The sequence below is a fragment of the Streptomyces vulcanius genome (genome assembly GCF_042653945.1).
Lineage (GTDB): Bacteria > Actinomycetota > Actinomycetes > Streptomycetales > Streptomycetaceae > Streptomyces > Streptomyces mangrovi.
On sequence record NZ_JBHSFK010000055.1, the window covers coordinates 39,180 to 51,448 of the forward strand.

At 69.3% G+C, this 12,269-nt stretch carries 9 protein-coding genes and 1 pseudogene; 2 read left to right on the forward strand and 8 right to left on the reverse strand.

Annotated elements, in window-relative coordinates:
* Nucleotides 1-31: 31 nt before the first annotated feature.
* The 3 genes from pyrH to rpsB form a co-directional block, all read right to left on the reverse strand.
* Nucleotides 32-790: a UMP kinase gene (gene pyrH / locus ACFPIH_RS49675; protein WP_381185845.1), complete on the reverse strand. Its 759-nt coding sequence runs from the start codon at nt 788-790 to the stop codon at nt 32-34.
* A 157-nt stretch (nt 791-947) separates the two neighbouring features.
* A complete protein-coding gene (gene tsf / locus ACFPIH_RS49680) occupies nt 948-1,784 on the reverse strand; it encodes a translation elongation factor Ts (protein WP_381185842.1) in 837 nt (278 codons plus the stop codon).
* A 161-nt stretch (nt 1,785-1,945) separates the two neighbouring features.
* On the reverse strand, nt 1,946-2,926 hold the full coding sequence (gene rpsB, locus ACFPIH_RS49685) for a 30S ribosomal protein S2 (protein ID WP_381185839.1): 981 nt from the start codon (nt 2,924-2,926) through the stop codon (nt 1,946-1,948).
* 270 nt (nt 2,927-3,196) lie between these two features.
* Here rpsB and ACFPIH_RS49690 point away from each other — a divergent pair, with 270 nt between their 5' ends.
* Complete coding sequence (locus ACFPIH_RS49690; protein WP_381185837.1) at nt 3,197-3,664, forward strand: murein hydrolase activator EnvC family protein; 468 nt, start codon at nt 3,197-3,199, stop codon at nt 3,662-3,664.
* Between the two features lie 115 nt (nt 3,665-3,779).
* On the opposite strand, the gene ACFPIH_RS49695 is transcribed toward ACFPIH_RS49690, so the two are convergent.
* The 4 genes and pseudogenes from ACFPIH_RS49695 to ACFPIH_RS49710 form a co-directional block, all read right to left on the reverse strand.
* Nucleotides 3,780-4,337 carry a TetR/AcrR family transcriptional regulator gene (locus ACFPIH_RS49695; protein ID WP_381185943.1) on the reverse strand — a complete coding sequence of 186 codons (558 nt, stop codon included), beginning with the start codon at nt 4,335-4,337 and terminating at the stop codon, nt 3,780-3,782.
* 94 nt (nt 4,338-4,431) lie between these two features.
* Nucleotides 4,432-5,274, reverse strand: a complete 843-nt coding sequence (whiG, locus tag ACFPIH_RS49700; protein WP_381185835.1) for an RNA polymerase sigma factor WhiG — start codon at nt 5,272-5,274, stop codon at nt 4,432-4,434.
* Nucleotides 5,275-5,499: 225 nt separating this feature from the next.
* Nucleotides 5,500-6,696: a DNA-processing protein DprA gene (gene dprA / locus ACFPIH_RS49705; protein ID WP_381185833.1), complete on the reverse strand. Its 1,197-nt coding sequence runs from the start codon at nt 6,694-6,696 to the stop codon at nt 5,500-5,502.
* A pseudogene (locus ACFPIH_RS49710) lies at nt 6,693-8,078 on the reverse strand (YifB family Mg chelatase-like AAA ATPase); the annotation flags it as partial. The pseudogene ACFPIH_RS49710 and the gene dprA, both read right to left, overlap by 4 nt.
* Nucleotides 8,079-8,218: 140 nt before the next feature.
* On the opposite strand from ACFPIH_RS49710, the gene ACFPIH_RS49715 reads away from it, so the two are divergent.
* Nucleotides 8,219-9,148, forward strand: coding sequence for a hypothetical protein (locus tag ACFPIH_RS49715; protein WP_381185830.1), 930 nt, complete (start codon nt 8,219-8,221; stop codon nt 9,146-9,148).
* A 126-nt stretch (nt 9,149-9,274) separates the two neighbouring features.
* Here ACFPIH_RS49715 and ACFPIH_RS49720 read toward each other — a convergent pair whose 3' ends face one another.
* Nucleotides 9,275-9,970: an HNH endonuclease gene (locus ACFPIH_RS49720; RefSeq protein ID WP_381185828.1), complete on the reverse strand. Its 696-nt coding sequence runs from the start codon at nt 9,968-9,970 to the stop codon at nt 9,275-9,277.
* Between the last annotated feature and the right edge of the window lie 2,299 nt (nt 9,971-12,269).

Below are 12,269 nucleotides of genomic sequence, written 5' to 3' on the forward strand. Positions count from 1 at the left end.
CCCCCGACCAGGGTCGGTCGGGGGTTTGCGGTCAGGCCCGGCTGTCCTGCTCACCCACAAGCGTGCCGATCTTCTCACCCTTGACGGCGCGGGCGATATTGCCCTCCCGCAGAAGCTCGAAGACGAGGATCGGAAGCTTGTTGTCGCGGCACAGCGTGACGGCGGTGGCGTCGGCGACCTTCAGATCGCGCGTGATGACCTCGCCGTAGCCGAGGGCGTCGAACTTGACGGCCTCGGGGTTGGTCTTGGGGTCGGAGTCGTAGACGCCGTCCACCCCGTTCTTGCCCATCAGCAGCGCCTCGGCGTCGATCTCCAGGGCGCGCTGGGCGGCGGTGGTGTCGGTGGAGAAGTACGGCATGCCCATACCGGCGCCGAAGATCACGACGCGCCCCTTCTCCAGGTGGCGCACGGCGCGCAGCGGGATGTAGGGCTCGGCGACCTGGCCCATGGTGATGGCGGTCTGGACGCGGCTGTCGATGCCCTCGTTCTCCAGGAAGTCCTGGAGGGCGAGGCAGTTCATGACCGTGCCGAGCATGCCCATGTAGTCGGAGCGGGCCCGGTCCATGCCGCGCTGCTGGAGTTCGGCGCCGCGGAAGAAGTTGCCGCCGCCGATGACGACCGCGATCTGCGCGCCGTCCCGCACCACGGCGGCGATCTCGCGGGCGATCTTGTGCACCACGTCGGGGTCCACGCCCAGGCCTCCGCCGCCGGAGAATGCCTCACCGGACAGCTTCAGCAGAAACCGGCCGCGTACTTTGCCGTCGTCGCTCTTCTGGGCCTTGGTGGTCATGGGAGATCCCGCCTCTTTCACGTGGTGCACATGCTGCGCATACGAAGAAGGCCACTGCCGGTGGGGTGTGGTGGGCAACCCATGCGCGGCAATGGCCTCCTCGTCAGATCTGCTGCTGCCGACCCTACCGGGGCCGGGCGTCCGTCGCGGTACGGACTCAGATGCCGACCTTGATGCGCGAGAAGCGCTTCAGGGTGACACCGGCCTCGTCCAGGACCTTCTGGACCGACTTCTTGTTGTCGAGCGCGTACGGCTGACCGAGCACCGTGGCGTCCTTGAAGAAGCCGTTCAGTCGACCCTCGACGATCTTGGCGATCGCGGCCTCGGGCTTGCCCTCGGCACGGGTGGTCTCCTCGGCGATGCGGCGCTCGGACTCGACGACCTCGGCCGGCACGTCCTCCTTGGCGAGGTACTTCGGCGCGAAGGCGGCGATGTGCTGGGCGACGCCCTTGGCGACCTCGGCGTTGGGCTTGTCCAGCTCGACCAGGACACCGATCTGCGGCGGCAGGTCGGGCATCGTGCGGTGCAGGTACGCGGAGACGAAGCCGCCGGAGAACTGCGCGAAGCGGTCCAGGACGATCTTCTCGCCGAGGTTGGCGTTGGCCTCGTCGACGTACGCCTGGACGGTCTTGCCGGCCTCGATCTCGGACGCGAGCAGCGCCTCGAGGTCGGCCGGGGAGGTCTTGGCGACGTGCTCGGCGATGGCGTTGGCGACGGACTGGAACTTCTCGCCCTTGGCGACGAAGTCCGTCTCGCACTTCAGCTCGACCAGGACGCCGGAGGTGTTGTCGTCGGCGATGATCGCGACCACGGCGCCGTTCTCGGCGGAGCGGCCCTCGCGCTTGGCGACGCCCTTCTGGCCCTTGATACGGAGCGCCTCGACGGCCTTGTCGACGTTGCCCTCGGCCTCGTCCAGCGCCTTCTTGCAGTCCATCATGCCTGCGCCGGTGAGCTCGCGGAGCTTCTTGACGTCGGCGGCGGTGTAGTTCGCCATGAGTCTGTGAATCTTTCTCGAAGTCTGGAAGATCGAAGATCTGCGGAGTCTGCGTTCCCCATGTACACGGTGACCGCTGACCATCCGCCGACCTACGGGTGAACGGCGGGAGCGGACTTCATGTCGCCGCTCCCGCCGTCACTCACGCTGACGGGTCAGGCTCAGGCCTGCTCGGCGTCCGCGGCCGGGGCCTCGACGGTCTCGGTGGCGGGAGCCTCAGCGGCGGGAGCCTCGTCCGCGGCCGGGGCCTCGGCGGCTTCGGCCTCGACGGCCGGGGCTTCGGCGGCCGGGGCTTCGGCGGCGGGGGCCTCGGCAGCGGGGGCCTCGGCGGCGGCCGGGGCCTCAGCGGCAGGAGCCTCGTCGGCCTTCTTCTCGCCCTCGAGCAGGTCGCGCTCCCACGCGGCCAGCGGCTCGCCGGCGGCCTTGTCGCCCTTGTCGCCGGTGGCGACGCCGGAACGGGAGATGAGGCCCTCGGCGACGGCGTCGGCGATCACGCGGGTGAGCAGGGTGACGGAGCGGATCGCGTCGTCGTTGCCCGGGATCTTGTAGTCGACCTCGTCGGGGTCGCAGTTGGTGTCGAGGATGGCGACGACCGGGATGTTCAGCTTCCGGGCCTCACCGACCGCGATGTGCTCCTTCTTGGTGTCCACGATCCAGACGGCGCTGGGAACCTTGGACATCTCGCGGATACCACCGAGGGTCTTCTCCAGCTTGGCCTTCTCGCGCGAGAGCACGAGAAGCTCCTTCTTGGTGAGACCGGACGCGGCGACGTCCTCGAAGTCGATGAGCTCGAGTTCCTTGAGGCGCTGCAGACGCTTGTAGACGGTCGAGAAGTTGGTGAGCATGCCGCCCAGCCAGCGCTGGTTGACGTAGGGCATGCCGACGCGGGTGGCCTGCTCGGCGATGGCCTCCTGCGCCTGCTTCTTCGTGCCGACGAACATGACCGTGCCGCCGTGGGCGACGGTCTCCTTGACGAACTCGTAGGCGCGGTCGATGTACGACAGCGACTGGAGCAGGTCGATGATGTAGATGCCGTTGCGCTCCGTGAAGATGAACCGCTTCATCTTCGGGTTCCAACGACGGGTCTGGTGACCGAAGTGGACGCCGCTTTCCAGCAGCTCCCGCATCGTGACGACGGCCATGGCCGTTCTCCTTGGTGTTCTCGGTTGTGCCGCGGGTACCGGGACGGCACTCGCGCCTGACGCCCGCATGCGCCGTGCCACGAGGGACCGAGGGGCGCTGACTCCGACCGGTGAGGGCCTGGTGTCGGGGCGTGCGAAGTCGACCCGGTGACCCGGATCGCCAGAAGAAGTGTACGGGACCGGCGGGGCAGCGGGTGACGCCGCTGTCCACAGACGGAGAGTTGTCCACAGCCCCGGGCCGAGATCACCGCGCTCCGGGACGCTTCTCCCATGTACGCACTGCCGACGCTGCCGTCCCTCTTCCTGCTGTTGTCCCTGCTCCTGCCCCCGCCCACCGCCACCTGGCCGGTGGGAACGCACCCGCCGGTGCTGCGCCCCTGGAACCCCCCGCCCACGCCGTACGCCCCCGGCCACCGAGGCGTGGATCTGGCGGCGCCGCCCGGCGCACCGGTGCGTGCGGCGGCACCCGGCCGGGTCTCGTACGCGGGCCGGGTGGCCGGCCGAGGAGTGATCTCGGTCCAACTCACCGGCACCACCCTCAGAACGACCTACGAACCGGTACGCGCGCTGGTGAAGAAGGGCGACGAGGTGGCTGCGGGCCAGACCCTGGGCGTGGTGGAACCAACGGGTTCCCATTGCACGACAACGTGCCTGCACTGGGGCCTGCTGAACGGCAGAACGTACCTGAACCCACTGACCCTGCTGAGGCGAGGCCCATCAAGACTCCTACCGCCATAGCTGCGGGCCATCGTGCCTCCCCCAGAGGGGGGACCCCCAGGCGGCACGGGTGGGCGCAGGCGGCACCCCGCGAGCGCGGGCAAGCACTCCCACCCCCGCCCGGCCGAAGCCGACCTCAGCCCAGAACCCCCCGCAGCACCATCCCGACGGCCGCCTCCGTCACAACCGACGGCTCCTCCGCCACCCCCAGCTCAATCCTCCGCACAGCCGCGTCCACAACCCCCTGCACCAGCATCGCCGCCAGCCGAGGCTCCGCGTGTCCCATCTCCCCCAACGCCGCCACGATCATCGCGACCAGCCCGCCGTGCGCCGCCCGGATCTTCTCCCGCGCCCCCGCGTCCAGCTCGCTCGCCGAGATCGCCACGACAGCCCGGTGCCGCCGGTCCCCGACCAGCGCCAGCTGCCGCCGCACATACGCCTCGACCTTGGCCTCGCCGCCGTCCGCCGCGTCCATCGCCGCCTCGACCTCCGCCGCCCACACGGGGAAGTCGACCGCGCACAGCTCCTCGACCACGGCCGCCCGCGACCGGAAGTACTCGTACACGGACGATCGCGCGAGCCCCGTTCGCTCGGCGAGCGCGGGGAAGGTCAACGCCTCCGTCCCGCCCTCGGACAGCAGGGAGCGAGCCGCGTCCAGCAGGGAGGCACGCTGCATCGACCGGTGCTCGGCCACGGAGGCCGCTCGAATCCTTGGCACGCCCACCACTTTACGGACGCGACCCCCCGGACGGGAGTGACTGAACCCGCACTTTCCGTATCCGGCCAGGTCAACGACCGAAGCTCGCCAGTTTCGCGCGCAGCTGGAGCACGGACTTGGTGTGGATCTGGCTGACCCGGCTCTCGGTCACCCCCAGCACGTTCCCGATCTCGGCGAGCGTCAGTCCCTCGTAGTAGTACAGCGTGACGACGGTCTTCTCCCGGTCGGGCAGTGTGTTGATGGCCCGCGCGAGGAACCGCCGCAGCTCCCGGTCCTCGGCCACCTCCACGGGGTTGTCCGCGGCGGTGTCCTCCAGGGTGTCCATCAGACTCAGCCGGTCGCCGCCCTCACCCCCCACATGCAGCAGCTCCTCCAGCGCCACCACGTTCGCCAGCGACAACTGGCTGAACACGGCGTGGAGTTCGTCGACCCCGATGCCCAGCTCGGTGGCCACCTCTCCCTCGTTCGGCGTCCGCCGCAGCCGTGCCTCGAGGGTCGCGTAAGCCCGCTCGACGTTGCGCGCCTTCTGCCGTACCGACCTCGGGATCCAGTCCAGCGCGCGCAGCTCGTCGATCATCGCGCCCCGGATCCGGGTGATCGCGTACGTCTCGAACTTGATCTCCCGGTCGATGTCGAACTTCTCGATCGCGTCGATGAGCCCGAAGACCCCCGAGGAGACGAAGTCGGCCTGCTCCACGTTCGGCGGCAGCCCGACGCTCACCCGCCCCGCCACGTACTTCACCAGCGGCGAGTAGTGCAGGATCAGCTGCTCCCGCAGCCGCTCGTCCCCGGTCGTCTTGTACGAGCGCCACAGCTCGTCGAGCGTCGAGGGAGCGGGCGGCCGCACGCTGCCACCGTCCCGGGCGGCTGGGGGGACCGCCGCCCGGTCGGACCCGGAGGTGTGCTGGGGCATTCGTCGCCTTGTGCCGTTCTGCCGTGAAGTACGGGAAGTCGCGAGTGGTGCAGAGGTGCCGTTCTGTACGCAATCCTCGTGAGCGTAGCGTGACTGGAGTGTCGCGGTGCGCGAAGTGCGTGCCCCCAGTCGTGCGCAGATACGTTCCTCTGACCGCCCCGCCGAGGCGCCGCGGTCGCTCCGGGTGACCGCCGGTGTGGGTCAACTACGGGAATTCGCAAGGGCTTAGTCGTCCCCCGGACGGCCGAACTCACTCGGCCGACCGGGGTGCCGGCCCCCTCGGACGGACACCATCGCCTGGCGTGTCAACTTCCAGCCGTCGCCGTGTCGTTCGACGTAACCAAGTGCTCTAAGTTCGTACAGCCTCGCGATCGCGTCGTCCGGCGCGGTCCCGGCCTCGCGGGCGATCTCCGCGGCCTCGGCGGCCCGTCGGCCGGGCAGCGCGGCCAGCACACGCCGGGCGCCCGGCTCCAGCAGATCGCGCGGAAGCACCGGCCCGCGCCGCTCCGGAGCGAGCTCACCCATGTCACCGACCAGCTCGACGACCTCGGAGGCATCGGTGACGAGCGCCGCTTCCTCCCCGCGCAACAGCTCGTGCACCCCGGCGGAGAGCCCACTGGTGGCGGGCCCGGGCACGCCCATGGTGTGTCTGCCGAGCCTCTGCGCCGCCCGGGCGGTGACCAGCGACCCACTCCGATAGGCCGCCTCGACGACCACCGTGCCCCGGGTGAGCGCGGCGATCACCCGGTTCCGCAGGATGAAGCGGCTCGGCGTCGGATGCTCGCCCGGCGGCAGTTCCCCGACGACCAGCCCCTGTTCGGCGATCCTGTTGATCAGCCCGGTGTGGCCGCTCGGGTAGGGCCGGTCGACCCCGCAGGCGAGAACGGCGACGGTGGCTCCGCCCGCGCCCAGCGCACCGCGATGTGCGGCGCCGTCGACCCCGTAGGCCCCGCCGGAGACGACCACCCACCCCCGTTCGGCGAGGCCTGCGGCGAGCGTGGCGGCCATGTGGGCGCCGTATTCGGTGCAGGCTCGGGCGCCGACGACGGCGACGGACCGCAGCGCCCACATCCGCAGGCTGGGCAGCCCCCGTACCCACAGTCCCAGCGGCCGGGCGTCCCCCAGGTCGTCCAGCGTCCCGGGCCACTCCACGTCCCCCGGGCACACGAACCGCACCCCGGCAGCAGCCGCCGCCTCCAGGTCCCGCTCGGGCTCCGCCCGCCCGGCCCGGGCCCGCAGCCCCTCCCACCGCTTCGCACTCACCCCGGGCAACGCCTCCCCGTCCCCGCTGAGCCCGCGCACCACCGCCACGGCCCCCCACTCCCGCACCCACCGGCCCCCGACCTCGTCGCCGGGCTCGATGACACGGGTGAGGAAGACCCGGGCGAGCCGGACCTGGTCCGGCTCGCCGGTGCTGTTCATGTGAGGGCCCCGAGGGCCATCGGCACACCGCGCGGCACACCGGTGCGCAGTTGCAGGGCCAGGGCGACGTCCCCCGCGTCGGGCCGGTCGTGGCCGACGAGGTCGGCGACGGTCCAGGCGACGCGCAGGACACGGTCGAGGCCCCGGGCGGTCAGCACGCCCCGCTCCAGGTTCCGCTCGGCCTCGTCCATCGCGCCGGACACCGCGTGCCAGCGGCTGCGGAGCTCCCGTCCCGGCACCTCGCTGTTCGTCCGCCACGGCGTGCCCGCGAGCCGTGCCGCCGCGCGCTCCCGTGCCGCCCTGACCCGGTCCGCGACCGTCGCCGTGGATTCACCCCCGGGGCCCCGGTGGGCGAGTTCGTGGCGGCCAACCGGATCCACCTCGACCCGCAGGTCGACCCGGTCGAGCAGGGGGCCGGAGAGCCGGGCCTGATAGCGACGGATCGCCGAGGGGGCGCACTCGCACAGGCTGTCCCGTTGGGAGAACCGGCCGCAGGGGCACGGGTTCGCCGCGAGCACCATCAGGAACCGCGCCGGGAACCGCACCACTCCCGCACTGCGGGCGATCACGACATGACCGGCCTCCAGGGGCTGGCGAAGGGCGTCGAGGGTATGGCTGCTGAACTCGGGAGTCTCGTCCAGAAAGAGCACTCCCCGATGAGCGAGCGAGACGGCACCGGGCCGGGCGATCCCCGGGCCGCCGCCGACCAGCGACTGCATCGTGGCCGAGTGGTGCGGGGCGCAGTAGGGGGCGATGTCGATCAGGGGCTTGCCCGGAGGGAGCAGCCCGGCCACCGAGTGCACTGCCGTGACCTCCAGCGACTCCTGCCTGGTCAGCAGGGGCAGCACGGCGGGCAGCCGTTCCGCGAGCATGGTCTTGCCCGCGCCCGGCGGACCTTCCAGGAACAGATGGTGGCCTCCCGCCGCGGCCACCTCCACCGCCGTCCGCGCCGAACGCTGCCCCACCACGTCCGCCAGGTCGTGCCCCTGGTCGTGCTGGGCGGCGCCGATGCTGTGCACGCCGGTGGCCGCGCCCGTGCCGGGCATCCGCAGGCCGGCGAGGAGCGGGTCCGGGCGGCCCAGGTCGACGGGTTCCTCCTCGGGCACGGGTTCGTCCGCGAGGACGGCGATCAGCTGGCGCAGGCTGCGCACCCCGAGCACGGAGACGCCCGGCACCAGCGAGGCCTCGGCCGCCGCGCACTCCGGAACGACCACCTGCTCGTAGCCCGCGTCGGCCGCGGCCAGTACGGCGGGCAGGATGCCCCGGACCGGGCGCACCCGTCCGTCAAGCCCCAGCTCTCCGATCATCACGATGTCGGCGAGGACCCGCGGGTCGATCCGCTCGGCCGCGCCGAGCACCGCGCAGGCAACGGCGAGGTCGAATATTTGTTTGAGACTCTTCTAACTGCCCGGCTGCGGCGCTGGACTCCCCCACTGGGCATGACCTGCGGCCGCAAGCCGGTGTCACGCCAGCGCACATCTGACTCTGGCCGGCATCGCACCGAGCTCAAGTGAGGACTCTCGTGAAGTTTCGGACTGAGACGCACGTCCGCCATGTGCCGCACACCATCGACGGTGTGACCCACGATGTCCCCGAGCGCCACTCAGTCACCGTCCCTGTCCTGCCCCGCGACTGGGACCGGATTGCCCTGCGGGCCGCCGCGAGCCTGGTCCTCGCTCTCACACTGGTCTCCGTCATCTGGTCCACCTACAGCATCGGCGTCCTGCTAGGGCGTGGGATCGGGTTCGCCGCCGCAGTGGTCTTCGACTTGGCCTGGATCGTCAACATCCTCCTGGAGTGGCTGAGCCGCCTTGCCCCCGCCAAGCGCAGCTTCTCCAAGCGTCTCAGCTGGGCATTGCTGGCTGCGACCATGGGTGCGATTCTCTGGCACGGCCTGTCCCTGGGCAGCCCGGCCCTCGGTGTCGTCGGAGCCGGGGTGAGCCTGTTCGCGAAGACCCTCTGGTTCGGGGTCATGCGCTTCATCGACCGGGATCTGTCTGAGGCCGACGCCGCGTGGGTACAGCAGGAGATGTCCCGGGCGAACGCCGCTCTCGCCGTCGCGGATGTCCGCCGCCAGGTTGCGCGTGCGGAGGACCGGGCTGCCGTGGAAAGCCTCGCCGCCGAGCAGATCCACACCTACCTCTCCGGCTCGCCACACAGGGTGTTTGCGTCTCCGGCGAACACGGCTGCCGAACAGCCGAACATCGTCACCGAACAGGATGGGAACGAGGAACCCCAGCGGCCGACCGATGTGCCCCTGAACAGCTCCAACACCCGCGAACACTCCGAAACAACCCCGAGCATCGCGCACCTCGCTCGCGAACAGCTGCGCTCCGGTGTCAGCAACTCCGTGGCTGTCGCGAACATCCTCCAGGTTCGCCCCGACGCCAATCTGTACTCCGTCGGCGCCACTGTCCGCCGTGAGCGCTCCAAGGCAGCCGGATACCTGTGACCGTCCCCTGCGCACGTCCAGCGAGGTCCGATGCCGGGCTCCGACTGATGGCCCCCTAATTCTTTTCTGCAGCGGGCAGCGGGCAGCGCGCTGGCAGAGGATAGGGCCCTTCATTGGCCCGGACGACTACGCCACGTTATCGCGGTCGCGCTCTCTGGCCGCGAGGTACTCACGGATGAGCCGGCCGAGCACGTCGCCCTCATGCATGCGCTCGTTGAACACAGCTCGCTTGAAGGCGGCGCGCTCCTCGGTTTCCAGGAAGGCCACCAAATGCTTCGCCTTCGGATGCTGGTAACCGCAGCAGATCAAGCGCGTACAGACCACTCGCGAAGTCCCTAGCTTCGGCGTGCGCCAGGGATAGTGGGGGTACCCTCGCAACCTCGCCTTGCAACGATCGAGGATGTCGAACAGCTCGGCCTTGTTCCGGTGCTTCTCGTCCCCGTAGTGCAGTTGGAACCACTCGCGCCGGTCCATGTCGGCGATCTCTCGCTGTACGCGTTCCACACGTCTTGTGATGCCGGCGTACACCCTGGGGGGCATACCTCGGGTCGCGAAGCCCGCCTCCGGATACCTGTGATGCAGATCCATGTCGGCCACCCACCGCCTCGCAGTACGGCCTTTCTTCCAGCGATTGCAGTCTTCACAAGCTGGAACGAAATTCCACCAGACGTCCGCTCCGGCGGCGACGATGGGCCTCTCATGGTCAATCGTGGTAGCGGCGGAACGACCGCAGTAGACACACAGGCCCCGCTGCGCCGTCAGGACCATGAGCCACTGCCAGGTCTTCTGCTCGCCCCTCTCACCGCGACGGATCTTGTCCATCACACCTCCCGTCCCCTCTCTAGCCGATCACGGGGATCGTACGAGGAGGCACTGACAGTCGGACGGCGGACGGATCGGAAATATTCTGCAGCGTCAGGCTGCGGAGGTGCCTCAGGGGTAGCGGGGCCGGGCCGATCATGTCCTCGCCGTAACCGCAATGGTGCCGCAGCCGGTGCTACGGAGAGGCGGGCGGTGATGTCCCGGGGCGTCGTGGTCGGACCGTCGCCGCAATGGTGCCGCAAACCGCACGTTGCGGAAAGGTTAGTAGTGGGGTAGGCCCGCTCCAACTGGACCTGATGGCCGTCATGTGGCCGCATCCCGGGATGCGGAGACACCCCTGGACCGATGTCGGTGGCCCCCAGGACGGCGTGCCGGGATGGTGCCGCAGCGTGCACTACGGAGAGGCCCGGTTAGCGTCTGCCAGACCGCCGTTCCAGTCCTGTAGCCGCAGTGGTGCCGCAGCCGTAGGCTGCGGGGACATGCTGACGCCTTGATGACCTTCGAAGCACCTTCGGCCGTGCCGAAATGGTGCCACAGCCTCGCGCTGCGGAGACGGTGTTCGGAGAACACAACCTCGTTTGCCGCATAGTCGCCATCATGGTGCCGCGGCTGTGGGCTGCGGAGACAAGAACACCCAGGCGGACATCGACTTCGCCGTCATCGAGTCGCAATGATGCCGCCCCAGCCGTTGCTGCGGAGATGCCCCAAAACGGTCACGATCCCGCTCAACGACTACGGGCCGGAATGGTGCCGCAGCCAGCTGGCTGCGGAGACGCTCCTCGCCGACGGCAGCATGACGCTGAACGGCGTGTTGCCCCAATGGTGCCGCAGCTGTGGGCTGCGGAGATGACAGATGGGCGACTTGCGATTATCGGGACTATAAGGGGCCGAAATGGGGGCCAGTCTTCGAGTCGGGGAGACATCCTTCCACGAGGACAGCTTGGTAGTGCCGGTTGTGCCGCAATGGTGCCGCAGCCATGGACTGCGGAGACACAGCCGTCGGCCTGACCACCGAAGACTGCCTGAAGTTGCCGCAATGGTGCCGCAGCGGTCGGCTGCGGCGGCGCTGGCATGGCCGGCTGCCCAACGTGCCTACGCAAGTGGCCGCAATGGTGCCGCAGCCCGTGGACTGCGGAGAGACGGTCGGTTCTTTCTTGGTCCCAGCCTGCCCCGCGTAGCTCCAACGGTGCCGCAGCCTACAGATACGGAGATACTACAAAGCTGGCATCTATGCGGCTGAGGGGCTCGTGCCTCATGTGCCGCAACCGTGGCTGCGGACATACTGGCGTACACCTTGCCTTCGACACGGCAGTACGGGAACCGCGATGATGCCGCAGCCGCGGGCTACGGAGAGGCTGCCTCTGGCCCGACTACCAGCGGCACTGGTGTGAACAGCCACAATGGTGCCGCAGCATCAGGCTGCGGAGGTGCCCGCGAGTGGCGACATGATCGACATCTACTAGGCAATACCGGAATGATGCAGCAGCGCCAGCTGCGGGGGACACTAGGTTCTCGTGGTCATAGAGCTGGGCGCCCAGACCACCACAACGGTGCCGCAGCTGTGGGCTGCGGAGAGGCAGTCACCATCCTCGGCCGACCGGTCTACTTCACCGAGCCGCAATGGTGCTGCTGCCAGAGGCTGCAGAGACGCTCGGCCTGCATGGCCCGCCGGTCACCGATCAAGTAACCAGAATGGAGCCGCAGCCGCAGGACTGCGGAGTCACGAGGACGACCAGCACGTAGCGGGCCTGACCATGGCCGCAATGGGGCCGCAGCCGTGGGCCGCGGCGGCGCTCGATTGCGACGAGATCGTCGCGCGGCAGAACGGGTCGCAATGGTGCCGCAACTGTCGGCCGCGGAGAGACGTCTGCAGGCCACAAACCGTAGCTTTGGCTGCGGAGAAACCTTCCTGGATCGCAAGCACGCCGAGCCGATCCTGAAGCCGCAATGGTGCCGCAGCCGCTGACTGCGGAGAGGTAGCGACTCGGCCTCTGCATGATCGTTCCAATCCAACCGCTGTCATGGTGCCGCTGTCGAGGGCTGCGGAGGAATCCGTGCCAGCAAATCCGGTCGGCTTGTAGCGAGCCTGGCCGCAATAGTGCCGCAGCCGGGGGCTGCGGAGACACGATCGGGGAGTCCACGCTGCCCTGCAGTGCCTGCTTGGCGCAATAGTGCCGCAGTCCTGAGCTGCGGAGACACTAGCCGCGATACCCCCACCCATCCACTTACTGCCATGGTCCGCAACTGCCGGCTGCGGAGACACCCGATACGTGCGGGTGATCGCCGTCGACAAGACAGG

Bases quoted from the DNA above. Each gene is read 5' to 3' on its own strand.
- ACFPIH_RS49720 (WP_381185828.1), bottom strand. From the start codon at position 9,970: ATGGACAAGATCCGTCGCGGTGAGAGGGGCGAGCAGAAGACCTGGCAG.
- tsf (WP_381185842.1), bottom strand. From the start codon at position 1,784: ATGGCGAACTACACCGCCGCCGACGTCAAGAAGCTCCGCGAGCTCACC.
- dprA (WP_381185833.1), bottom strand. From the start codon at position 6,696: ATGAACAGCACCGGCGAGCCGGACCAGGTCCGGCTCGCCCGGGTCTTC.
- ACFPIH_RS49690 (WP_381185837.1), top strand. From the start codon at position 3,197: ATGTACGCACTGCCGACGCTGCCGTCCCTCTTCCTGCTGTTGTCCCTG.
- pyrH (WP_381185845.1), bottom strand. From the start codon at position 790: ATGACCACCAAGGCCCAGAAGAGCGACGACGGCAAAGTACGCGGCCGG.
- rpsB (WP_381185839.1), bottom strand. From the start codon at position 2,926: ATGGCCGTCGTCACGATGCGGGAGCTGCTGGAAAGCGGCGTCCACTTC.
- whiG (WP_381185835.1), bottom strand. From the start codon at position 5,274: ATGCCCCAGCACACCTCCGGGTCCGACCGGGCGGCGGTCCCCCCAGCC.